Source organism: Kistimonas scapharcae (assembly GCF_039540975.1).
Classification (GTDB): Bacteria; Pseudomonadota; Gammaproteobacteria; order Pseudomonadales; family Endozoicomonadaceae; genus Kistimonas; species Kistimonas scapharcae.
The window spans coordinates 1-25,490 of record NZ_BAABFL010000441.1 but is presented as its reverse complement, the minus strand read 5'-3'; the positions used below and the strand labels follow the sequence as shown (position 1 = coordinate 25,490).

Below are 25,490 nucleotides of genomic sequence, written 5' to 3'. Positions count from 1 at the left end.
TATTTTGCCTGAAGAGCACAGGGGACGCTCTCTTCATTCAATTTAGCCTTACTTCTTCAGATCGTTAAGCGGGAGTTAAGGCTGAATACGGCGCTGTTTACGGATTACGCCAGCAAACTGAGAACCGTCTGGCTGCCGGAAGGACAGGCCGCTGTTCCCGGTGACAACGATGAACTGGTTTATCCCGACGGCACCATTATCAGCAAAACCTTTTACTACCCGATTACGGATAAAAATAACCGTAGTCGTGTAAAAGCCTCTGATGGTTCGGCCGTGCTGTATGACAACAACGACGGACTGCCAATGGATCAGGTTCGACTGATGGAAACCCGGGTACTGGTCAAACTGAAAGAAAGCTGGGTTGCGCTGCCCTATATCTGGAACGAAGCGCAGACAGAAGCTTTCCTCGATGTCGCAGGTGACAGCACAAACCTGACACTGGTGAAAAACGACAGTGAAGAACAGTTCACTTACATCGTACCGGATGCCAACGAGTGTGCCGGCTGCCATGCGGATGGCAAAAGCCGCAAGCTAGTCAAGCCCATTGGTCCTCGTATCCGTCATCTGAACCGTGACCTGGTCTATGCCGATGGCAAGCAGAATCAGCTAGATTACTGGACAGCACACGGCCTGCTCACCGGTGTCGATAGCACAACCGCTACCCAGAATGCCCTTTGGCCTAATGGCCGGGCCGGTGAAACGCTGGAACATCGCGCCCGAAGCTATCTGGATATCAACTGCGCCCATTGCCACAACCCGAAAGGTGCCGCCAAGAACAGTGGCCTGTGGCTGACATGGGACACCACGACACCGGTCCGCCTGGGCTTCTGCAAGCCTCCGGTTGCCGCCGGCAAAGGCACGGGTGACCGCAAAGTCGCCATTCAGCCCGGTGACCCGGACGGTTCCATCCTGCTGTACCGGATGCAGTCCAATGATCCCGGGGAAATGATGCCGGAACTGGGTCGTTCAACATCCCACGCGGAAGGCGTGGCACTGGTCAGCGAGTGGATTGCCTCTCTGGAGGGGGACTGCTGAAAACCCGCCGCACTGACCGTCACGGGAGGTGGGGCTTTGAAGTAACAGAGCACAGAGCCTGACTAACAATAATGATAAAGGCAGGAGCACATAATAATGATAATAAAGAAAACCAGACGACGATTTACGCCTTTAACCCGCTGTTCCAGCGCGGTACTGGCGGCAGTTCTCAGTAGCCCCGTCGTTGCTACCGAGATAGAACTGCTGGATGGGCAAGTGACCGGTAATCTCGATAGTCGCATTTCCTGGGGGGGCACCTGGCGGCTTGAAAGCCCGGATCTTTCCGACGATAACGGTGACATCAACGAGAACGATGGCAAGCGAGCAAACGATACCGGGCTTGTTTCCAATGTTTTCCGTTTCTCGGCTGACCTTGAGCTGAACTACGAAAACTATGGCGCATTTATCCGCGGCACGGCTTTCTACGACAGTGTCATGATGGATGGCAAGAATGACTGGCTGGATACCAATGCCCGCCAGACCGCCAAGGGCATTCCTGACCAGACCGGCACTTACACCTACGGTGACGACTGGTCCGACGGTGTAAAGGAAAACCAGGGCAAAGATGCCAGAATCCAGGACGCTTACGTTTATGGCTACTGGGATATCTTCGGTATGCCCGTCGATATCCGCTTCGGCAAGCAGGTGGTGAACTGGGGCGAAGGGCTTTTCTATGCCGACGGCATCAATACCAGTAATGCCTTCGACCTGGCAGCAGGTACCCTGCCCGGTTCACAGATCAAGGATCTGCTGATACCCCAGACAGCCCTGCTGTTTGATATCGGACTCAGTGACAAACTGTCGTTCAGTGCCTATTACCAGTTTGACTGGGAAAGTCATGTTCTGCCCGGACGCGGAACCTTCCACAGCGGTCAGGATGTATTCATCGAAGGTTCTGATTTTGCCTATGACAACATCCCGGCTGATTTCGCCGCACTGGCTACCAACTGGGATATAGCCACCGGTGGCGCATCCGACTTCTATGAAGAAGTGGGCCTGAACCAGACCGGTGACTTTCTTGTTGTCGCGGATACCTCAGGTAAAAAGAACGCCAGCAATAATGGCCAGTTTGGGGTAAGCCTGAAGTATCTGGCGGAATCCCTCAATGATACGGAATTTGGTTTTTACTATATCCAGTACAATTCCCACGCGCCGTATATTGATGCTCAGATCACCCAGGGCTCTGTGACTAACGCTCAGGGGCAGATCGCTCAATGGACTGCAGATATCGGCACTCCCAATACGATGGGTGACTTTCTGTTCCAGGCTGCCGGCAATGATGCCGGTGTTTTTCAGGAGCTGGCAGGCGGTATTGCCGGCGCGGGTATTCTTGGCAACGGCACCAGTGCCGGTGTTATTTATCCGGAAGATATCCGGATGTTTGGCGTCAGCTTCAGCACCGTCATCGGCGGTACATCCGTTGCTGGTGAGCTGACCTATCGCCCCAATATGCCCATCTGGATAGACGACCCTGATAATCTTATTGACAGTACCAGCAAAGCTTTCGGCACTATTCTTTCCGGCGGCGACTGTTTCGGCATTTCAGAAGCGGATCCCAACCGGCAGTACTGCATCAGTGGCCCGGCCTACAACAATTACACCCGGGTTGAACTCTGGACGGGCTCCGTCAATTTCATCCATAGCTTTGGCCCAACCGGCTTCCTGAGCGACCTCAATGCTATTGGTGAAGCCGCCTTTGAACAGATCAGCGGTCTGGGCGCGGATTACGACCGTTATGTATCAACGGCCTCCGGTCCCTGGAATGAAGATGGCAGTACGTTCTCTGCCGGCCATGCCGATGACCGACTCGACCGTTTTGCCTGGGGTTATACCCTGGGGGTTTCCGGCACTATGTCCGATGTGTTGCCCGGCGTGAACCTCTACCCCGGCGCCACCGTGAAGCATGATGTCAGTGGCAACTCCCACCTGACCGGTAACTTCAAGGAAGACAGCAAAGGGCTGAGCCTGTCACTGGGTGCGGGCTACCAGGACTTCAGCGTTGGCCTGAACTGGTATACCGACTTCGATGGCGACAAGGAGCATATCTCCGCGTCCATGAGTTATTCCTTCTGACCGGCAGGCACTTTGAGAGGATGCATATCATGATAAGAAACCACCTGCTCCTGGCCGGCAGCCTGGCCCTGACACTGACGTCGGGTGCCGTTTTGGCCAGTATTACCCCCCAGGACATCAGCAAACTGGGCAATGAACTCACGCCATTGGGTGCTGACAAACTCGGCAATGCAGACGGCACCATTCCCGGCTGGGGGGAATCCACCAGCCGTGAGGCTGTCTCCGCCGGCAAGCCTCTGTTTGAAATAACAGCCGCTAACCTCGATCAGTACCGGGACAACCTGTCCGCTGGCCAGATCGCCCTGTTTGAACGCTACCCGGAAACCTTTCGCATGCCGGTTTATCCCAGCCAGCGAACCGCTACTTACCCACAACGGATCTACGACAATACGCTGAAAGCCGCCAGCACCGCCGAACTCCTGAACGGTGGCAACGGCTTTAAAGGCGCCTACGATGCCTACCCGTTTCCATTACCGGAAAATGGCCTGGAAGCGCTGTGGAACCATATCGTCCGCTACCGGGGTGAGTACATCAAACGGCCAACCGTTGAAGCGACCGTGGAACGAAGTGGCAGCTATACCTACTCCCGTTCCGAAGATGAGATTCTTTTCAACTACAACCAGCCTGGCGGTAGTGAAGCGGAACTCGAAAATATCCTGTTTTACTACCTGTCCAAAAACGACGATGGCAGTGCCCAGCTGATTCACGAAACCCAGGACCAGGCCGCCGAGCCTCGACTCGCCTGGGGCTATTTGCCAGGCATTCGTCGTGTACGTCGGGCGCCGATTCTATCCTATGACACCCCCGTTGGCGGTGGAGGGCTGCGGACTGCCGATGACACCGACCTGTATAACGGTGCGCCCGACCTGTATGACTGGACGTTGAAAGACAAAAAAGAAATCTACATTCCCTACAACAACCAGCAACTGCTGAAAGAAACACCGGAGTACGATGACATCTTCATGGCCGGTCACATCAACCCGGATTTCACCCGCTATGAACTACACCGAGTCTGGGTCGTTGAGGGCAAGCTGAAGGATGACAAACGTCACATCTATTCACGCCGGACGGTCTATTTGGATGAAGACAGTTGGGGTGCTGCCATCGTGGATCAGTATGATGGACGCGATCAACTCTGGAAGGTGAGCATCGCCTACTTGGCCAACTACGAGGATGTGCCCACCACCTGGACGACATGGGATGTATTCCATGACCTGCAGTCGCGCCGGTACCATGTGCAAGGTTTGGTGAACAAAGGCAATACCGCCATCGACTTCCCGGAGGTCATGCCGAAGAAAAAGCACTTCACCCCAGCATCATTGCGGCGCATGGGACGACGTTAATACTCACATGTGCGGCTGGTCAGGAGACCGGCTGCACATGTCCATCTTGACCTGAAACATTGAACACATCATCGATCATTGTTATTCAATGAGATCACATTATTTATCAAACCCGCCCCGGGAAAATCTGCCATCACAATCCCGGTAAAATCCGTATGGCCGTTGGCAATATAATTGGACAGCAAGTTGTTAATGCCTTCAAAAGCAATACTGCAAATGCCAATAAAACAACCCACTCGGGGAAAATCGGGATAACTGTTCTTCCAGCCTGGCGTGGTAAGCCCCGTTAACAATCTTGGCGCTGACGTCTGAGGGCTGGATTTGCCACTGGCTACAAAATAAGGAAAAGATCCACCTGACGCATTCAAGAAATTGGCATAGATAATATCGCGGCGCCCATGTTCTGCTTTTTCCACATGCGCCTTTACCTTTTGCCATTTACTGTAAAGATCCCAATTAGTGGATACGGAATAAGAATCCTGTCGATCCAGATAACCATAATTTATGCCGTGACGACTGCCGCTAAAATTTTGCAGAATAACAATTTTACCGCGTATTTCATCCAGGGTCGGGTTGTTACTGTAAGGTCTCCATATGAATGCACCATACCGATTCTTATAATCCTGAAAGGTTTGATTGAAAGAACGTGTATTGCCTTGCGCGTTATACTCTTCCCTTAAACGCATCACTACCGTTTCTGTTGGGTTTGCAGCCAGAAATGCGGTTATTGGTGCCATGACATCAGGGCCAAAATAGGCATTTTGAAAAACAAAACCATGGTGTATGGCAAATTTGTCATAGAAGTGCCGAACACGGATATCCAATACCCGAATACCTGACAGTAATTGATTGGTCAGTGACATACTTTGGGTTTGTACGATGTCACCGCCATAAAACGAGAGGGAGTTATGGGTGCCAGGCAACGATAACCTACTTAGCCGTTTATCGCCCGGCAGTATTGCCATCCAGTCGCTGTTATCAGCGATAGGCCCTTCGCCATGATAATAGCCACGGTCATCAGCAACTATCACTGGTGAAAGTGCAACAGCACAAACAAGTAGGCTTTTTGAGAAATACCTCGGAGAAAAACACACTCGCATAGCGAATTGAAGGCGCTGGAATTTATCCAACAAGCACAACAAGGTGAGATGTATCATATTTTTTCATCGATCCATGCTAGCCACTATGACACCGCGTCCTTCCACTTACTCTGCCATTCAAATCAAATCGGTCACGATCAACAAAATCCATTTAATGCCTGGGCATTAGAAATATTCAGAATCCAGACCATATTTAACACTGAGTTCCTCTGCCAAGTCTTGCAGCTTGACCAGATGCTGCTGCAACTGATTAATAACATCCCGTGTGTAGGAAAAATCATCCTTCAGAGCTCGACCATCCGCATGTCCAATAAAATCAATACCGCCAATCTGAGCCTCTTTCCCTTCATAAAGGCTGTTGAGTTTCTTCAGGTCATCGCCATCAAGACACTTTCTTAAGTTATTCATCTTGGTCGTAACCTTTCTGAACAACTCGGTTTTTACGAGTGTCTGTGGATACTCATCGTGGTACATCACCTTTTCTTTATCTCTAGCACTGGGTGACTGCACAAGATGCAATTTAAAGTCCGATTTACTCATGTCATCGGGTAGTGAGGCCAGGAATAACCTAGTCGTTGCGAGTAAGCCCGCAAAACCCGACATCCCCGTATTAAATGTCTCCAGCATATCCTGACCGGTCATGGTCAGCTGCATAATATCCTTACTCTTCTTCTGCTTTGTTTTAAGCGCCTTTTCAATCCCTTCAGGCAATGATTGCGTAATACGCTTCGATTTCGTGTGAGAGATTATTTCATTACGCAGCCAGAGCGACCGCAACGCGCACTTTGCCGCTGGTTTAAAACTGTCCGGACTGGGTGGATTATTGCTTTTGGCATCACTTATTAATGCCTGTAATTCGTCCGTGAGCTTCTGGGTTGCCACCTGACACTGATGTTTCCCCTTTTGGAGATCGTCAGACACCCATTGTTTATGCCCACCCTGCGCCGCTTTGGAAAGATGTTTGGCTTTCAGATTCTGAATTTTTCCATTGGCATCATCGGCACGTTTCAGGGTACTACTGAGAAAGTCTTTTGAAAGATGATGGATACGCGGCCTCTTCCGCTGCAGACTGGGCGGTATATCGCTGAGTTTCCTGTAGCGCTTTGCATTGCGACGAACAAGCGCTTTATCCGGCAGTGATTCTTTCACACCGTCATCTGCCTGCGCTACCTGCCGTTCACCCTCGGTGACTGACACACGCCCGTCATCACTGACCACCTTTTTCCCTTCGCTGACAGATGTATAATTGGTAGGAGCCCCCCCCACACCGGACACGCCATCCCCCATTGAAAAACTCCCTTTCCTCGTTGTCTTAATTCAGTCTAGACAGGCTCTGTGCTCAGTCCTTCCCTTGGTCGGATAATGTGTAAAGAGGCGGCGCACTATCAGGAATGTGCATAACAGAAAAGAAAACCGGTTACCCGGCTCACGAAAAGAAGTGTTTCTGATACACTCAAAATAGCTTTTTCTCTTATATAAACAGACTAACGAAGGAAGCTGGCTAAAATGGATATTGCAAGTATTGTCACGCTCTTGCTCATCGTGGGTGCGATTGTTTATATCATCACGATATACAACGGCTTGGTGTCTAAAAAGAATGGCTATGAAAACGGCTTTTCCCAGATCGAAGTCCAGCTCAAGCGCCGTTATGACCTGATCCCCAACCTGGTGGAAACCGCCAAGGCCTATATGAGCCATGAGCAGGAAACCATGGAGAAGGTGATCAAGGCCCGAAACCAGGCATCCGAAATCCTGAAATCCATGGCAGGTAACCTCACCGCTGACAACATGAAAAAGTTCAGTGGCGCCGAGCAGGCGTTAGCAGGCGCCATGGGCAGCCTGAACGTGGTCATGGAAAACTACCCGGACCTCAAGGCTAACGAGAACATGATGCAGCTCTCCGAAGAGCTGACCAGCACAGAAAACAAGGTCGCCCGAGCGCGCCAGTTCTATAACGATGCGGTAACCGATTACAACACCTATCGCCAGTCTTTCCCCCAGATTCTCTTTGCCTCCAAATTTGGCCATGGCACAGATGCTGGCCTGCTGGAATTTGAAGACAGCGAGCAGTTGCAGGCAGCCCCCAATGTCAGCTTCTAAGACCTGCCAATGACATTCTTCCAGTGGCAAAAAGATGCCCGGCGTAAGACCGGGCGTTTGATCCTGTTTATGGGCCTGGCTGTATTTAGCCTGATTGCCGGATCCAACCTGGTGTATGCCTTATTCCGGGGATACAAATCTGAGCTGCCCTGGACCACCTGGTTCACTCTCGACACCTTCTTTATCTTCAGCTGCCTGATAGGGTCCGTCGTCCTCAGCGCCAGTGTTACACGTACCCTAACGCTGCGCAGTAAGGGTGGCAGGGCTGTTGCTGAATCCCTTGGAGGTAAACTGGTTGACCCCGCAACGGAGCATTTCCACGAAAGAAGGCTGCTGAATATCGTCGAAGAAATGGCCATCGCCTCCGGCACACCAGTACCTGACGTTTATGTACTGCATGGCGAAAAGGGCATCAATGCCTTTGCGGCAGGCTTTACCCTGCAGGACGCGGTTATCGGCGTGACCAAAGGCACCATGGAACAGTTGACCCGGGATGAACTGGAAGGGGTCATTGCCCATGAATTCAGCCATATTGTGCACGGCGATATGCGCCTGAATATTCGCCTGATCGGTATTATCTACGGCATCACCATGCTGGCGGAATTCGGCTACATCCTCATGCGTGCCGGCGGCAGCTCACGCTCCCGGGATGGCACTCCGCTCGCTATCGCCGGGCTGGGCCTGATGATCATCGGTTACAGCGGGGCGTTTTTCGGCAACCTGATCAAGGCCTCTGTCAGCCGGACAAGAGAATACCTGGCGGATGCCTCCGCAATGCAATACACACGCAATAACGAAGGCATTGCCAATGCCCTCAGCAAGATCGGCGGTTCGGCGTACAGCTCCCTGCTGCAGTCCGCCCATGCACCAGATGTCAGCCATATGATGTTTGGCAAATCCGTCGGTGGCTTTTTCAATGCGCTGTTTTCCACCCATCCTCCGTTGGAGGATCGCATTCGTAAACTGATGCCAGACTGGAACGGCAAATATATCACCCCCGTTCTCATTGAAGCGGATGCCGATACCCCTGCAGCAACCGATACAAAAACGAACACTTATAGCGGCCCTATCAAGGCAGAGACCCTTACAGCGTCCCTCAATGCCATGGGAACACCGAACGCGTCACACCTGGCCTATGCGACAGCGTTACTCAGCGCTCTGCCAATGCGGCTGGCTGGCGCCGTCCATCAAAAAGACGACTCGGTTATACTACTCATGGCCCTGATGCTGGATGACAATCCGGATATGATTGAGAAACGGGCCGTGATTATTCGAAAGCAGTATGATGAAGCGACTCTCAACCAAACGATAGAACTCTACAATACTATCGAAAGCAGTTCGGTATCTGACCCTCTGGTTCTGGTTGAACTGACATTGCCCACCCTGCGAACACTGCCTCGTCCCCAACAGAAACAACTGCTACAGACGTTACTGGAACTGGCAAAGGCTGACGGCAAAACCACTCCCTATGAGTGGGCAATATTAGCAATTATTCAACACCATCTAGGCAGCGCTCGACATAAAAAGACACAGGTGCCGTTTGACAGCTATGGGGATGTTCGAAAGATTGGTGCTGAAGCCGCCCAGATCATCAGTGCGCTGATCAGCATGTCAGGCATGGATAAAGAAGCCAAACAGTCATGCTATCGGAACACGATGGCCAGTCTGGCGCTGGCGAAACAAAAGCCACCCGCCAAAATGAGCTATCGAGATCTGTCGAATGCCCTTGAAGCGGCCAATCGCCTCAAACCGGACGCTAAGGAAAAACTGCTGAAAGCCTGTTGCCAGTGCATCGAGCATGATGGTCAGATCGAGCTGACTGAAGCACAAACGCTACGCGCCATGGCGGTTGTCATGGAATGTCCAATTCCTCCATTAACAACATCATAAAAGCCTTCAATCATCACTGAATTAACTGATATGGATTGATAGAGATTCAAACTCAATCGTTATTGAATATATAAACCACCTATTATTAAATCGCGTTTTTGATTAAGACTCGCTGAGCAAGCTTTTTATCTTCTATCTTATGGCCACATCAATTTCAAAATTACCGTTTACAAGCTATAAAAACCCTGATCGCCCTTTTGCGGTAAAAATTCAAAGACTTACATGTCAAGCAAGAATTGAGTTTGGATCCCCTCCCTCATCACCCCATGCTAAAAATGACCTGATAAAAATAGGTGATAGAAAAATTTCTGAGTATCATCTTAATGATGCAGGCATTCATCTGATAAAAGGAGAAAGAGGTAAAATCTTCCACGAATTAAGCGAGTCAGGTAAGTTTTATGAATTTGAACCAGATAGCCTACCTTTTCCTACTACGAGTGATAGGCGATGGGTTTTCAAACAGGAAAACGTACTATCCGAAGACCAACTCACCAAACTCAATACCCAGCACCAAGAAGTATATACTGCTCCTGAAGCTTATAAGGCTGATAGTATGGGCTATCTACATACCTCATTGAGAAGTATTGGCCAACGAATCATGGCCAAAGCGTTTGGCTTAGAAAAGTATTTCGTTGATGTTTGTCTGGCTGCTGATCATGAGGGTCATTTTGGTCTACTCATGCCATTTGAGAATAAGGCAATAAATGCTGACCAATGGCTAAATATGCATGGTTATATCATTGGCGCTGTTAAGAAACCTGAAGAAAAAGAACATCTACGCCAAGTCCTTAAAGGTAAAAATCGTTACCAAGATCATGAATATCATAAAACCGCAAACAGAGTATTTGACCAATTTAACCTTCCGGCATTAAAGGTTATCAAATTTATCGATCAACGGTGCAATCAAACAGACAGAACAAAACTATCTAACATACTATTAATCGGTGATTCAAATAGCAATAACCCTCGAAAATTTAGCATTCTGGGTATTGATCAGGACCTTGCCTTTGCAAATATTCCCAAAGGAGAAAGATTGGGAAGAGAAAGTGATCCAAATTTTCCTTTCGATATAAGGCCATTAGCACCTTGTTGCAAACAGTGGATTCATCGTTTGAATGATGTTCTAAAACCGATTCTTCCTTTTGATGATCAAAGGATGAGCGAGGTTATTTTTGATGATATTAATACGGTCTTCCCATCATTAGCTGATAGCTGTCGTTCCATTGAAGCCATGACATCAAGCTCCAGTGAATCATCACCGCATTCGTCCAAATTTTCTGGTTCTGGTGGACGTATAACGCCTGTTGAATTATTTCCTGATACGCCGGTCATGAGACCTGATCCTTCGCAATTTTATTCAGTGCTGGGAACTGGCGGCCGATCTGCCGAAGAAGCAATGCCACTGGAAGCTTCAGTTGGCAAAAAAAGACCCTATTCTGAGACGCTGATGGTACCTTATTGCAGCGCTCAAGAGGGATTTATTCCTCAACCTTCTACAAGTAGTGCCTTTTTTGCATCCGGTGACTCAGATGGGACAGAAACGGAAAATCTGCCTTCACTGGATTCACTCAGTTCCATTGGCACTCTTGTATTTGAACCGACTCTGGAAGAAGAACAAAGATCCCAAAGCCCGGATCAGCCAAGCGAGGAACCGTCGAAGCGACCAAGACAAGATAGTGACAAATAAAACCACCTACGCCATAACCCAGCTACCCTGTGCTCGATAACGCTCAATCGATAATTGTTCAAAATCTTCCACGACTGAAAGCTTAACGGATTCCCTCGCGAGCAACACATCACTCCAGCGCTGCAGCTTTGGATAAGCCTTTAGCAATTCTGTCGAGAAGTTACGATCCAGTGTCCGGGTTCGCATCATCAATGGAGCACCGGCTGTATCAACCAGGGAAAAACGTATACCGGCGAACCACGGACCATCATCATCCAGCTGCTCTTCCAACCGTGCAAGCCCGTCAAGAAAGGCATCCCTTTCCTGTTCAAAGCCCGCCTTGTCTCTGGCCATGATCAATCGGTACTGGTTCATTAACAGCGTGGAGAGATACTCAATCCAGGCGCGATGCCGGGCTTTTTCCAGCGGGTCGGAAGGATGTAGCGAAGGCGGAGTCACCTCATCCAGGTATTCATTAATGACGGCAGATTCAAACAGCACCGTATCGCCGATCCGCAATACCGGCACCTTCCCTGTTGGCGAGATCTTGAGGAACCAATCCGGTTTGTTGGACAGGTCGATATAGGTGATATCAAACGGCACCCCCTTCTCCAGCAGTGTAATTACTGAGCGCTGGACAAACGGGCACAGCTTAAAGCTGATCAGTTCAATGCTATCCGCCATAACTCTCTCCTGTATTACCGCCAACCCAGTATCAGACAACCCACACCATGACTCAAGTCTGGCTCCCTGGTCCCACAGATACGGCCTCCTCATTAAAGCATCGCAGAGAATGATCCGATGATACGGTAAGACCACTTGCAACTTCACGGATAACGGACACCCGCTATGTCAACCGCCAAACTGATGGGATTATTGCTCATGGCGTTGTTTCTCACCATTTGCCTGATTGCCGCTGGGGGCTACTGGTGGGTCAGCAGTAATCTGGAACACTATGCCAACCTCTATGACGAGGTGGTAGAAGAAAGTGCAGGCAACACGGCAGAGGACTGCGTCAAACAAAGCCTGCAACGATCAAAGACTTGTGAATGGTCTTCCCTGTCCTGCCGAATCGAACTCCGATTGCGCACCCAGGCCTGCCTGAGCGTCGCCACTAATCGTGACTGGTACTGTAAACAGACGCCGGGATCCGAGGAGATTCTCAAGCGCGCATCATGGGTGCTGGAATCCTGCGAGAGCTCCGAGTATCAGGATTACCCATTATGCACGGATATCTTTGAAGGGGTTTTCGAAGCCTGCGACGACGAACCGGGAACCCCGTAATTCAATTCACTGTCTACTATTGGTCAATGGTGTCCGGACGCGAGCCGGTCAATGCCAACAACAAGCGCGGGTGACATGCCCTTTTCATGGGCGTTCAGGGAGTTGCCATGGAAAACCAGGTTCTTATCAGCATTCTGATCCTCTCCATTGTCTCCGAGTCCATTGCCGGTGCCCTGTCAGCCGGGCGCAAGGGGATGGATCCGTTTGGCGTGGTGATCATCGCTTTCGCCACAGCATTGGGCGGCGGCACCCTGCGGGATGTCTTCCTAGACAATTTCCCACTGCTGTGGATTCGCTGGCCGGAAGTGATCTGGATCTGCCTGGCGGCCGCCCTGACCACTATTCTGATCAGGCGTTATCTCAACCACCTGCTGCGGGTCTTCCTGTTTTTCGATGCCGTCGGGGTCACCGGGCTGTCTATCATCGGAGCCCACATTGCCCTGGATCATGGGCATGGTTATACGATTGCCACGCTGTCAGCCCTGTTGACCGGCGTCTTCGGGGGGATTATCCGGGATGTGCTCTGTGGCGATGTCCCCTGGGTCTTTCGTAAGGAGCTCTATGCCACGGTCTCTCTATTGGCAACAGGCCTCTATGTCAGCCTGACCCATACAGCATTAGATCCACTGGTAATCATTGCCATCGTTATGGTGTTCGGCGTCACCCTGCGGATGCTGGCCCTGAAATACCATATTACCCTGCCCATCTTCCTGTATGATGGCCCATCCTCAGACTGAAACCTCTCAGGAGCTGTCACATGGTATGCCTGCGCCGTTGTCTACCATTGCTCTGTCTTGGCCTGCTAGGTTGTGAATCCCTGTCCACCACGCCGTCAGCCAATACACCACCGCCCTGTTCGCCGGAGTGGAACCAGATGGTGGAACAACAGATTGGTACCGGTGATGGGCATGGCCACGGGCCGGATATTGGCTCTTCTGAATGGTATTTCGTGATTCACCGAAAGCTACGCTGGTCAGAACCTGCGACACTCGAACCGGGTTCCCCTGCCTGGTGCCAACGGGTTGATCAGACTGTCCAGCATCAGCAATAGCTTGAAATCAACAGGCCTGATACTCAGCCTCCAATCAGGCCTTCAGCGAAGTACGCTATTATCTGGTTAGAATCGGGAACTTTATTGTCAGCGCGTTATCCAAAATAAGAATAGTGGTGTACAGACAAACAAAAGGTTTGACCCCGCATAGACAACAGCAAGGATGTGAAGCCGTTTTCAAGGAGAAGTTATTATGTGGTCATGGATTCAAACGAATTTGGCAGCGGGTGCTTTACTGATATCACTCGGAATGACAACCGTCCTGGCAGATGAAGCGCCAGATATTGAGATAGCCGCTGAAAATCATCAGCCATCTCTACCCACACATAACGACACACCTTCAGAACAACCAGGCAAAAACTACCGCTTGGCAGACTACCACTATTTTGTGAATACCAGCGATCACGTAATAACGTTTTACGTTGGTGACTTTATTCCCGAAACCGTAACGCTTTACCCAGGACAAGGGCGCTATATTTATATGTCGACGCGGCATCAGACCATTGAAATAGGGCATGCGTGGTAAACATGTGACGACATGACTCTGTTCAAAGCAAGCGCTGCATGCACAACCGTGCACCCTGAACCCGTTATATGACACGGTCTGTGGCTTTTCCTGATAGTACTGGTTAGCCGCAAAATCACTGGGAATAACTGAAACAACAACTCTTAACTTGCACAGTATCTGACAGTATTATTTAGAGGCAAATGATCCCACTAGCCCCCTCCAAAAAATAGCCTGAAGACATTCATCGTGACATTGATCACGCCTAACCTCAAGATTCAAAATAGCACTGGCCTTTTCATTAAGCTTTTTCAACATTTTATCTATAAGCTTATCATCAACTTTTGAAATTCTACGATCACCTTTTTTATAATAAAACTGAACATAAAGCTTAATAAGCTGTGACCATTCAATTTCTTCCAATGGTTTTCTTACCAGCTGACTAGCGGCTGCTCTGATTTTAGTGAGACTCATAAGATCTTTAATATATCTATTCCTCATGTATTCATGCACTTTCGACAATAATGACTCGGGCCTGAAATCATAGAGTTTTTCCCGACTTTCACGAGTAAGCGCAGAGAATATTTGAATAATAGTATTCATATCTGCATTATCATTGGCAAGCCAGAATGCAATAGGATCATCATTATGAAGTAAGTTGAGCAAGGTCGCCGAGAGTTCATATAGATCTACATAGGTTAGACTAACTGGTCTGCGTGAATAATGTAAAAAAACAACACTTAAAAAATTAACATCTATCGTAATATTTTGAACGCTAAATAGGTGCATTAACCTTTCAATGTCACCACGACTGCAAGACACCTGACCCATGGATGATTTGGGAGCGGTTAAACCTGGGAACAACGCATTTTTAGCCATCTGTGATAACATCATCACCCTGCCTTGAGAATGACTATCCCCCCCCTCTCTTGGCATATTAAATCCTAAAAATATGCTCTCCATCTTGTTGGTAAAATGTGGTAATTGACGCCAGTTACCCGCGTTTTCACCTGTAACAAAATCATTAAAAAACTCAACGCGCATTAGCTTACAATATTCCTCTTCATTTTCTATCGCTATCCTCTTTCTTTCAGTTTTTTCCTCTTCTGACAGCCTTAACTCCTTGCCTTCTCTCCAACTGATTAATGCGGCTTCTCGTTCTAGCTTTGGAAAGCCAGGTAGGAATTGAGCCTGGCGTTTAACTCTAAGAAAAAATGCATACAACAGCCCTTTTCTAACTTCAGCATGAAAATGAGAATCCTCAGAAGTGGGAAGATTTTGAATAATAAACGCTTTATCAATAGAACGGCTTGACTCAACAGCAATCATAAACATTTTTCTAAATGTACTGGCTGTTGATTGATTATCCCCCATAACATGAAACAAGCAGCTTGCACACTGGGTTATCTCTATGGCATCCTCGCATAATTCTCCATCTTCTGGCCACAAATGCTCATTAATGATTTCAACAATTGGCATTGATTTTCGATGAGTCTCAAATGTCTTAACCCTGCCTGGAGAAGGATAATCATAAAGTCTCGAGATAGGTTTAACAGCTACTTCATGACACGGTGCCATACCGAGTGATATTTTTTGCTTAGTAACGCTGACAGGAAACCCGTTTATAATAGCCTTTATAGACAAACGACGAAGCGAGTCAGGAAAGTTTTCATCTGTGATGGCCTCTTTATGTTCGTCACTGTTTTCACTTTTCTTCAAATAACAATCAACTCTTTCTTTAAGAATTGAAGAAAGCTCTATATATTCACAAGACGCCAAATAATTTAATTCACTCAATAAATTATCAATATCCTTAGGCTCGAACAATTGATCATACCCATTTTTGAAGCACCATTCCAAATAGTTTGCAAATAGACACAAACACTCAACCTCATCCTCATCCAGAGGATCATCTCCTTCATAAATATGCAATCGTTCCACATTATTGATCATCATGTGCATGAATAGCCTTGCACAACGTTGACGACTTTCTTCATCTGTAATGTTCGGAATAGCGGCTTGAACAGGCCTAAGAGCACTTTCCAGATCATCAACTTCACATACTTCATAATCAATACGCAGTAGATAATTCAACAGGTCCGTCACATGATTGCGTATGAGGGAAACACGTTCACCAACGAACGATATATATTTACCTGTAGAATGCCCAAGATCACCAACAAGGACTTGGTTATCAAACTCTCTTTTTCCGAGTATGTTATCAACAAAGTTATCAATATCATCAATCTCAATGTCGGTATCTTCACTATCTGGTGCAATTGATGCCCCAGTATCCTCTCTTAGTTTCTCTAACGCAGATGGAAGTAGGCTAGCATTCCCGCTTTTTAATGATAAGGCATGCTCACCAGGCACAAGAGCTGCCCCCTCATATTCAATTGTACCAGGCTGATCTTCAAAACCTGCCTCTCGTGGCATCTTGATAGTCTTCTCACTTGCTCTAACTGTTTTTAAAAGCGATCTCGCTTCTGAACTATTTTTTGTATGAGCGATAATATCAAGCACTTCATGCAATTCATCTCGTTTTTCAGTAGGCAGTATCTCATGCAGATTACTACCAACAGCGGTTTTTAGTAATTGCAACAATTGATCAGAGCACGCCGCATAATCATCCTCACGATCAGGCAATGTAAGGTAATCTGCAAGCTGTACTAATCGCCGCATCCACAGTTTTAATAGCAAAATCCGTTTGTTAGAGTCTTCAACATCATATGAAACAACATTAAAATAAACATTATTCAAAATTGCCAATCTGCATGCATTTGTGATAGGACGATACCAGCACAAGAGCAAATAAAGTAGATTCATGTACACTTCGCCATCATCCAGATAACTGCCTGAAATATCAAATGGCAACACAAATTCAATTTTGATACTGGTAGTTGCATACTGTGCTGCTTCTTCATTAATTTCATCATTCAATAATCGACGAACTAATTCCACGGTTACATTTATTTTCTTAGTCTCTTCTTCTTCAGCATCAGTTTGTGGGGTTACGGTTTCAGGAACAGCATGTTTTTTCGATACGGAAACATCATAACTCCCCATGGCACCACAACACTCCTCATCAGACGCTTCCGGACCTGATGAATAGTCCGCAGGCATAAATGAATCCTCATCATCACGCGTGGATTTCGATGAACTAACTAGCTCGTTGTAAACTAATTGATAAACATCTCTATCCTCAGGAATCCATTTAGACGACGTGGTATCCAAGGCTGCTTGCAGAAGATCAAGTTTCACTGTCGATAATTTTTCATATGCACCATTTTCTACCGCAGTTTTAACCAACCTATAAGCTCGTTCAAATAGTGGCTTATGTTTTCTTATAAAACATTCTTCTGTAACGGTATCAAAAACATCCACCAAAAAAACCATCCACATTTTTGTCAACAATCCTTCATCGCACAGAGGTATTTTTCTAGCCGCCAGATTGCTTTCCGCGCGTTCTAACACATAAACTTTAGAGGGTATGTCCGACATTAAACACCATGACACTACCATCACTTCATAATGCAGACGTATTTCATGACTATCCGCTATAGTTCCTGATATTGATAATGGTTGCGTATGCTCAAGCTTATACTCCTCTAGTAAGGCCTTTGCTTTCTCACTATTCATGTCATCATTGATTATTCTTTCAACCAAAACCCTGATTGATTCTAGTTTCTTTCTTTCCTCCACCTCATCAAATAATGAACTTCGGACATCCTCATAATCCTTACCCATAATCTCTAAAAAACTCAAACGCTCAACACTTTTTTTAAGTAAGTTCAAACTAATATACATTGAAGCGAATATATTTTCAGGAATAACTTTTTCACGAAGTAAATCGATTATTTTTTCAACATATTCTGAAATACCTTGATCGTTTTTTAGCTTAGAAAAATCACCAAGATACTGCAACATCCTGAAACACAAAAAAGCATCAACTAAACATGTATCTTGAGCACTTACCTTATCCCGTACTCGATAGGTCGCACGTAACGCTTCAACAATATCCTCTGGATCATGAACCCTTGTTTTAATTAATAAAAGATACTGTAGTACGCTTGCTTCATCAGAAAAAATCTCTCCTGTTTCATCCTTATAGTCATCAAGTGTTGGCAACTCGGATAAGTCAATCATGCTTTCATAAGCTTCATCGCTCAAAAGCTTAATAATGGTTTTCCTGGTTAATCCCCCCCCCAAAAAAGCCCGACCTGCAGACTCGGTATCGCTCTCAATGCCTGCAAGTCCTTCTTCCTTGACACTTTTCGATGACTTCTCTAACACCGGATCACTTGCTGCTTCAATGAAGGTTTGAGGCGTTTCTTTATCTCCTTGAGCCGATAATGCCAAACGCTGTTTTGTGTCTATACATTCCTGAATCTTTCCAATGACAAAATCCAATGCGCTTCTATCTAAACATTCAGTACAGCCTTTATTTTTATTTAATAAAATCTCATTTAATACATCTGTACTCAACAAATAGGCAAAATTAAAAAAACTACCAAACTTCATCATCCCTAGCACTGTATTCCTGCACTCGTCCGAGCAATATTCTTTCTTCCCATAAAAAACCAGATCTTTAAAAAACACATTAACTGTATAAAACCACACCATTCCCAGAGATTGTTGCCAGAGCGGTTCTTCAACTGATGATAATGTATTTTTTATCATTACAAGCCTATTGACCTGTCTCTCAACATCCTTGAGCTTTATGCCACCAGTACAAGCAAGATGAATAATTAATCCTACAGCATCCTCTCTGTCTAAAGATTGCTTGCTTTTGCATGTGCTTAAGTAATGTTCTGCTCCATATTTCCCTGCATAAATCTCCGGGATAATCTCGGGGTTCAAATGCCTTTCTTCTATTGCATTAAAAATTTCTAAAACTAACTGACCTTCATGCTTGCGCCGCCACGCTAGTGTTTTTCCAACCTTTTGGCCAGCATCTTGTAATGCTTTAACCAGCTCATCCTGCCTCTGGTTATCATCTTTGACCTTTTCCCTTATTTCCATCAAGGTATGCCTAAACACCTTGATATCCAGTTTTTTGGTCTCATAACCCGCTTCTTCACACACAGCTTCCACAGATCGGCCCGTTAACGGTGTCAACTCAGCTGGCCCAGTGAGCATGGCTGAAAAAGGCGCATAAAAACTCATTGATGTCGCACCACAATCCGCACCTGATGGTAGGATAACCGTGGAGACATGCTTGAACCCCTGTAATACTGGCAGGCCTGCTGGCGGAGGTGTCCCTGCTGGCGTTACTGGTGATGGTGTTCTTGATGGAGTACCTGGTGGTGTTTTTGGATATCCTGTCGGCTGTGTCATTCATCTGTCCCTCTATTCAAATTCACTAGCATCAGACAGACAATGAATGGGTTAGTTCAATCAGACACTCAGACTTTTAGGGAACATAAAAAAACCGGCCACATGGGCCGGTAAAAAATCCCTGGCATTGGAAACAGGGGTCACTGTTTCCCGCCTTAACTACCTCTCACAGTCATTCCATGTTCGGTAGCCGACAGTGTCAGCAACACTGCCGAGCTTGTCCTGTTACCTTTACATGGTTTCAGTAAAGGTACGGGTGATAACGTCGCGCTGCTGCTCTGGCGTCAGAGAGTTGAAGCGTACCGCGTAGCCGGATACACGAATGGTCAGACTTGGGTATTTCTCCGGGTTCTCCACGGCGTCTTCCAGCATTTCACGGTTCAGCACGTTCACGTTCAGGTGCTGACCACCTTCACGAGCATCTTCGTGGTGGAAGTAACCGTCCAGCAGGCCGGCCAGGTTACGCTGACGGTTGCTGTCGTCCTTACCCAGCGCCTTCGGCACGATGGAGAAGGTGTAGGAGATACCGTCTTTCGCGTAAGCGAAGGGCAGCTTGGCCACAGAGCTCAGGGATGCAACCGCACCGCTGGTGTCACGGCCGTGCATCGGGTTGGCGCCAGGACCGAAAGGCTGACCGGCACGACGACCGTCCGGAGTGTTACCGGTCTTCTTGCCATACACGACATTGGAAGTGATGGTCAGGATAGACTGGGTCGGTACCGCGTTACGGTAAGTCTTGTGGGAAGCCACTTTCTTCATGAAGCTTTCCACCAGCTCGCAAGCGATGCTGTCAACACGGTCATCGTTGTTACCGAACTTCGGATAGTCACCTTCGATTTCGAAATCGACAGCGATACCGTTTTCGTCACGCACCGGCTTGACCTTGGCGTACTTGATGGCAGACAGAGAGTCAGCGGCGATGGACAGACCGGCGATACCACAAGCCATGGTGCGGTAAACGTCACGGTCATGCAGTGCCATCAGGGCGGCTTCGTAGCTGTACTTGTCGTGCATGTAGTGGATGCAGTTCAGTGCAGTCACGTACTGAGTTGCCAGCCAGTCCATGAAGTTGTCCAGACGGCTGTAGACGTCTTCGTATTCCAATACGTCTGCAGTGATGGCATCAGTCTTGGGACCGATCTGGACTTTCAACTTCTCGTCCACACCGCCGTTGATTGCGTACAGCAGGGTCTTGGCCAGGTTGGCGCGGGCGCCGAAGAACTGCATCTGCTTACCAACGATCATCGGAGATACGCAGCAGGCGATCGCGTAATCGTCGCTGTCCATGTCAGGCCGCATCAGGTCATCGTTTTCGTACTGGATGGAGCTGGTGTCGATGGACACCTTCGCACAGTACTCCTTGAAGCCCTGGGGCAATTGCTCGGACCACAGAACGGTGATGTTCGGCTCCGGGCTCGGGCCCATGTTGTACAGGGTGTTCAGGAAACGGAAGCTGGTCTTGCTGACCAGGGTACGGCCGTCCAGACCCATACCACCGATGGACTCAGTCGCCCAGATGGGGTCGCCGGAGAACAGCTGATCGTACTCAGGCGTACGCAGGAAGCGAACCATGCGCAGCTTCATGACGAAGTGGTCGATGTATTCCTGGGCTTCCTGCTCAGTGATGGTGCCGTTGTCCAGGTCGCGCTGGATATAGATATCCAGGAAGGTGGATACACGGCCCAGAGACATGGCAGCGCCATTCTGGGATTTAACGGCAGCCAGGTAACCGAAGTAGGTCCACTGAACCGCTTCACGGGCGTTGGTCGCAGGACCAGAGATGTCGAAGCCGTACTTGGCCGCCATCTCTTTCATCTGCTGCAGGGCACGGTACTGGTCGAAGATTTCTTCGCGCAGACGGATGGTAGCTTCCAGGTCTTCGCCGGAGTTCAGTTTCTCTTCCAGGGAAGCGTGGGAGCGTGCCTTGTCCTTCATCAGGGCGTCGATACCGTACAGAGCAACACGACGGTAGTCGCCAATGATACGGCCACGGCCGTAGGCATCGGGCAGACCGGTCAGAACGCCGGACTTACGGCAGTCACGGATGGACTTGGTGTAGACGTCGAAAACACCCTGGTTGTGAGTCTTGCGGTACTCGGTGAAGATCTTCAGTGTTTCAGGATCCAGCTCACGGTCATACGCCTGGCAGGACGCCTCAACCATGCGGATACCGCCGTTCGGCATGATCGCACGCTTCAGGGGCGCTTCAGTCTGCAGACCGACGATGGTCTCCAGGTCCTTGATGATGTAACCGGCATCGTGGCTGGTGATGGTAGACGGCATGCTGGTATCGAAATCCAGCGGCGCGTGGGTCTTGTTCTCGACCTTGATGCCTTCCAGAACGTCAATCCACAGCTTTTCAGTGGCTTCAGTCGAACCGGCCAGGAAGGAGTGGTCACCCTCAAACGGGGTGTAGTTCTTCTGGATGAAGTCACGAACGTCAACGGACTCTGTCCACTGACCGTGCTCGAAACCTTCCCAGGCGGCGCTCATGGTTTCAGTTGTCATGGCTATACCTACTGTGCTTCTCGTTAACTGACAGACAGGGCAGCCGGTCGGCTGCCCTACCATCTTTCTTTTACTGTTGCCCGGCGTCGGCCTGAATCGCAGTCAGGGCGATGGTGTAGACGATGTCGTCTACCAGCGCGCCGCGGGACAGGTCGTTAACGGGCTTGCGGAGACCCTGGAGCATCGGGCCGACACTTACGACGTTGGCGCTACGCTGTACCGCCTTGTAAGTGGTGTTGCCGGTGTTCAGGTCGGGGAATACAAATACGGTGGCGCGGCCGGCAACATCACTGTTGGGCGCCTTGCTGCGGGCAACGTCTTCAACAGACGCCGCGTCGTACTGCAGCGGACCGTCGATCATCAGGTCAGGGCGGCGCTCACGGGCGATGCGGGTCGCTTCACGGACTTTCTCAACATCACTGCCGATGCCGGAATCGCCGGTGCTGTAGCTGATCATGGCGACACGGGGCTCAACACCGAACGCGGCGGCGGAATCCGCACTCTGGATAGCGATGTCTGCCAGCTGTTCAGCGGTCGGGTCCGGGTTAACGGCACAGTCACCGTAAACCAGAACCTGTTCAGGCATCAGCATGAAGAAGACGGAAGACACATTCGCGGCATCCGGACGGGTCTTGATCAGCTGGAACGCAGGACGGATGGTGTTCGCCGTGGTGTGAACCGCGCCGGAAACCAGACCGTCAACGTCGTCCATGGCCAGCATCATGGTGCCAAGAACAACGGTGTCTTCCAGTTGGGCTTCCGCCATCGGTGCAGTCAGGCCCTTGCTCTTACGCAGCTCAACCATCGGGTCGATGTACTGGCCACGGGTCACTTCCGGATCCAGAATTTCCAGACCTTCCGGCAGGGTGATGCCCTGGCTTTCAGCCACCGCTTCGATCACTTCACGCTTGCCCAGCAGGACACAGTTGGCAATACCGCGCTCCTGGCAGATAACCGCCGCACGGATTGTGCGTGGCTCGTCGCCTTCCGGCAGAACAACACGCTTGTTCGCCTGCTGTGCCTTGCGTACCAGCTGGTAACGGAAGGCTGGCGGAGAGAGACGGGATTCAACGGTCGTAGCAATGGCGCTCTGCAGCCAGTCCACATTGATGTGGTCAGCCACGGTCTCCATGACCATCTCGATCCGCTCAAGGTCATCGGCCGGTACACTGTTATGCATACGGTCCATGCGGGTTGCGGTTTCGTAGGAGCTGGATTCAGTCATCAACACGGGCAGGCCGCTGCTCAGCAGAGAGGGCTTCACCAGATTGATGATGGATTCTGCCGGCTGGTTACCACCGGTAATCAGCAGACCGGCCAGAGGGACACCGTTCTGGGCAGCCATGGAGGTTGCCAATATGACGTCGTCACGGTCGCCAGGCGTAATGATCAGGGTGCCGGGCTTCAGGTGGTGCGCCATGTTGGCCGCAGTGCGCGCGCACAGTACACGGGACGTAACACGACGCTGGTTGATTTCACCTTCGAAAAGGATTTCAGCACCCAGGTTGTTGGCGATATCGCGGGTACGGGCTGCAGACAGCTCTTCGCGCATGGGGACGTAGCCCATGGGCATGGCACGTTCGCAGGTGATATCCGGCAGTGGCTTGAATTCACCGTCAGGATTCAGCTCAGCCAGGCTGGCTTCGTCCATCTTGTTCAGGACATAGCCCAGCACATTCTTGCTGCACAGACCACCGTAGTTGTCTGCCGCGATTTCCAGCTGGTCAGCGACGTCAGCCAGAGTTTCGTCTGCGTCACGCTGGCCGACCAGAACCACTTTACTGTTCAGGGTCTTGGCGATCTCACTGTTCAGGCGCGGCACATAGGGCGCGTCACGGGTCGGGATCAGACCTTCAACGATAACCACATCCGCACCGGCGCAGGCACGGTCAAAGTTAGCGACGATCTCTTCCATCAGGACGTCGGACTTGTTGTCACCCAACAGGTCTTCCACGCGGTTCATGGAGATCGGCTGAACGGTTTGCTGGCTGAGCACGGAACGGGCCATTTCAACGGACCGCTCAGGACCATTTTCACCCGGACGCGGCTGCGCTACCGGCTTGAAGAAACAGACACGGCAACCGAGCTTGTCCAGAGCACGAACCATACCCAGGGTCACGGACGTAAGACCAACCCCATAATGCGTGGGCGCAACAAAAAACGTGTGCATACTGACTGAATAGAGACCTGATAACTGAGAAACAACTGTAGTCGTTAATTGTCGTTTTTGACGCAACAACGACTACACCGATTTTGAAGGCTGATACCCGGTCAGGGACTAACCTTCTCCGGATTTACGCTGTCTTATGTACAGGTAGACGGTGTGCTTGGACACGCCGAGTTTACCTGCAACCAGCGGCACACTTTCCTTGATATCAAAAATACCCTTGTCGTACAGGGCCATGATGATGTGCTTGTTCTTCACCTTGTTGGACAGCTGGTGATCGCTGTTGATTTCCGCAATGGTGTTGTCGACCGTGCTCTCCACCAGGTCATCGACACTGGAGGGGAAGTGCTCGGTCACTGCCATTTCACTGTCAACACCACCCACGAAGGCCTGCAGGAAGTCCGCAGCAGGAATGCTCATGTTGATGTTGATGCAGAGCATTCCAATGGGACGGTTCTGGCCGTTACGAATAACGCTGCTTGTGGATTTCAGCAGCTGGCCATCAGGCGTGCGTTTGAAGGTGGTGCGGATATCACTGCCCGGCTGGCTGGCAATTTCATGCAGCTGGCGCAGGGCACCTGCAGTAATGGGATTGTGGACGCTTCGGCCGGTCGTCATGCCGTTGGCAATCTTGACGATCGACTGATTCAGGTCTTCGAGGGAGTGCAGTGCGACTTCACAGCTCATACCCAGAATAGCGGCAATACCGTCTACCACGGTTTCCATGGAACGGATTATCTGGCGGTCTTCCTCTGTGAAAGGACCGCTACGCCACGCGGGCTCGTCATCCGGCAAATGCAGCTTGTTAGGTTGAGTCTGAATGTCTTCCAACACAGTGACAGCTTCTCCCGAAGACGTTTGGTCGTACCTGACCTGAATACTGAAATAATCAACGACACATTGTGATTCAACTATAGTTGAACGACTTTTTTGTGTAGTTGTTTTAAGTCAATAGTTTTTGAGTTTTTAACGTCATGTTGAATAAGGAAAAACCACATGCCGCATATCAAGATACGAGGTCTTGACCAGAAAACCGTCAATCAATTCAGCAAAGAACTGATTGAACGTGTTGCTGAAATAATGGGTTATCCCAAGACTCATATCACCCTTGAGCAATCGCTATCACACTTTTTTGTCAGTGCAGGAAATCCGGCTCCATCCCCCGTCATAGAAATATTCTGGCTGGAGCTGGGCACTCCCATTAAACAACGTACCGTCAACACCATCACCAGCATCATACGACGAAAGACAGGTATATCCGGCAATATCACGGTTATCTTTTTTGACAAAAGCGACCAAGAATTCTTCATGAACGGGCAATGTTTTGATTCATCAATAGACAGGCGGGAAACCTTAAATCCCGCTTAACCTTGGGAATGTGAGCAAGCTGGCCGTACTTTTGGCAACAGAGTACAGTTTTTGCACAAAACG

General features: G+C 49.3%; 18 protein-coding genes. 11 read left to right on the top strand and 7 right to left on the bottom strand.

Features of this window, described 5'->3' with window-relative positions; genetic code table 11:
- Nucleotides 1-60: 60 nt before the first annotated feature.
- The 3 genes from ABD892_RS18640 (at nt 61) to ABD892_RS18630 (ending at nt 4,451) form a co-directional block, all read left to right on the top strand.
- Complete coding sequence (locus ABD892_RS18640) at nt 61-1,035, top strand: SO2930 family diheme c-type cytochrome (protein WP_345197536.1); 975 nt, start codon at nt 61-63, stop codon at nt 1,033-1,035.
- A 96-nt stretch (nt 1,036-1,131) separates the two neighbouring features.
- A complete protein-coding gene (locus ABD892_RS18635; protein ID WP_345197533.1) occupies nt 1,132-3,108 on the top strand; it encodes a DUF1302 domain-containing protein in 1,977 nt (658 codons plus the stop codon).
- Nucleotides 3,109-3,137: 29 nt separating this feature from the next.
- Complete coding sequence (locus ABD892_RS18630) at nt 3,138-4,451, top strand: DUF1329 domain-containing protein (protein ID WP_345197532.1); 1,314 nt, start codon at nt 3,138-3,140, stop codon at nt 4,449-4,451.
- Nucleotides 4,452-4,519: 68 nt separating this feature from the next.
- Here the strand turns inward: ABD892_RS18630 and ABD892_RS18625 are convergent, their stop codons facing one another.
- Nucleotides 4,520-5,608, bottom strand: a complete 1,089-nt coding sequence (locus ABD892_RS18625) for a phosphatidylinositol-specific phospholipase C (RefSeq protein ID WP_345197531.1) — start codon at nt 5,606-5,608, stop codon at nt 4,520-4,522.
- Nucleotides 5,609-5,716: 108 nt separating this feature from the next.
- Nucleotides 5,717-6,700, bottom strand: coding sequence for a hypothetical protein (locus tag ABD892_RS18620; protein WP_345197529.1), 984 nt, complete (start codon nt 6,698-6,700; stop codon nt 5,717-5,719).
- Between the two features lie 357 nt (nt 6,701-7,057).
- Here ABD892_RS18620 and ABD892_RS18615 point away from each other — a divergent pair, with 357 nt between their 5' ends.
- The 3 genes from ABD892_RS18615 to ABD892_RS18605 all read left to right on the top strand — a co-directional run bounded on the left by ABD892_RS18615 (nt 7,058) and on the right by ABD892_RS18605 (nt 11,228).
- Nucleotides 7,058-7,651, top strand: a complete 594-nt coding sequence (locus tag ABD892_RS18615) for a LemA family protein (protein WP_345197528.1) — start codon at nt 7,058-7,060, stop codon at nt 7,649-7,651.
- Between the two features lie 9 nt (nt 7,652-7,660).
- On the top strand, nt 7,661-9,541 hold the full coding sequence (locus ABD892_RS18610; RefSeq protein WP_345197527.1) for a M48 family metallopeptidase: 1,881 nt from the start codon (nt 7,661-7,663) through the stop codon (nt 9,539-9,541).
- A gap of 139 nt (nt 9,542-9,680) precedes the next feature.
- Complete coding sequence (locus tag ABD892_RS18605) at nt 9,681-11,228, top strand: hypothetical protein (protein ID WP_345197526.1); 1,548 nt, start codon at nt 9,681-9,683, stop codon at nt 11,226-11,228.
- Between the two features lie 6 nt (nt 11,229-11,234).
- On the opposite strand, the gene ABD892_RS18600 is transcribed toward ABD892_RS18605, so the two are convergent.
- Nucleotides 11,235-11,891: a glutathione S-transferase family protein gene (locus ABD892_RS18600; RefSeq protein WP_345197525.1), complete on the bottom strand. Its 657-nt coding sequence runs from the start codon at nt 11,889-11,891 to the stop codon at nt 11,235-11,237.
- A 165-nt stretch (nt 11,892-12,056) separates the two neighbouring features.
- Between ABD892_RS18600 and ABD892_RS18595 the strand changes: the two genes are divergently transcribed.
- From ABD892_RS18595 to ABD892_RS18580, 4 genes are all read left to right on the top strand, one after another.
- Nucleotides 12,057-12,491 (top strand): hypothetical protein, encoded by a 435-nt coding sequence (locus tag ABD892_RS18595; RefSeq protein WP_345197523.1) that lies wholly within the window; start codon nt 12,057-12,059, stop codon nt 12,489-12,491.
- Between the two features lie 107 nt (nt 12,492-12,598).
- Nucleotides 12,599-13,228, top strand: a complete 630-nt coding sequence (locus ABD892_RS18590) for a trimeric intracellular cation channel family protein (RefSeq protein ID WP_345197522.1) — start codon at nt 12,599-12,601, stop codon at nt 13,226-13,228.
- A 20-nt stretch (nt 13,229-13,248) separates the two neighbouring features.
- Entirely contained in the window at nt 13,249-13,542 is a 294-nt protein-coding gene (locus ABD892_RS18585; RefSeq protein ID WP_345197521.1) for a hypothetical protein, read from the top strand.
- Between the two features lie 193 nt (nt 13,543-13,735).
- Nucleotides 13,736-14,068: a hypothetical protein gene (locus ABD892_RS18580; protein ID WP_345197520.1), complete on the top strand. Its 333-nt coding sequence runs from the start codon at nt 13,736-13,738 to the stop codon at nt 14,066-14,068.
- Between the two features lie 168 nt (nt 14,069-14,236).
- Here ABD892_RS18580 and ABD892_RS18575 read toward each other — a convergent pair whose 3' ends face one another.
- The 4 genes from ABD892_RS18575 to ABD892_RS18560 all read right to left on the bottom strand — a co-directional run bounded on the left by ABD892_RS18575 (nt 14,237) and on the right by ABD892_RS18560 (nt 24,893).
- Nucleotides 14,237-19,384, bottom strand: coding sequence for a hypothetical protein (locus tag ABD892_RS18575; RefSeq protein WP_345197518.1), 5,148 nt, complete (start codon nt 19,382-19,384; stop codon nt 14,237-14,239).
- Between the two features lie 231 nt (nt 19,385-19,615).
- A complete protein-coding gene (gene pflB / locus ABD892_RS18570; protein WP_425559303.1) occupies nt 19,616-21,892 on the bottom strand; it encodes a formate C-acetyltransferase in 2,277 nt (758 codons plus the stop codon).
- A gap of 70 nt (nt 21,893-21,962) precedes the next feature.
- Complete coding sequence (gene pta, locus ABD892_RS18565; RefSeq protein WP_345197516.1) at nt 21,963-24,062, bottom strand: phosphate acetyltransferase; 2,100 nt, start codon at nt 24,060-24,062, stop codon at nt 21,963-21,965.
- A gap of 108 nt (nt 24,063-24,170) precedes the next feature.
- Nucleotides 24,171-24,893 carry a helix-turn-helix transcriptional regulator gene (locus tag ABD892_RS18560; protein ID WP_345197515.1) on the bottom strand — a complete coding sequence of 241 codons (723 nt, stop codon included), beginning with the start codon at nt 24,891-24,893 and terminating at the stop codon, nt 24,171-24,173.
- Nucleotides 24,894-25,055: 162 nt separating this feature from the next.
- On the opposite strand from ABD892_RS18560, the gene ABD892_RS18555 reads away from it, so the two are divergent.
- On the top strand, nt 25,056-25,427 hold the full coding sequence (locus tag ABD892_RS18555; protein WP_345197513.1) for a DUF1904 family protein: 372 nt from the start codon (nt 25,056-25,058) through the stop codon (nt 25,425-25,427).
- Nucleotides 25,428-25,490 lie beyond the last annotated feature (63 nt).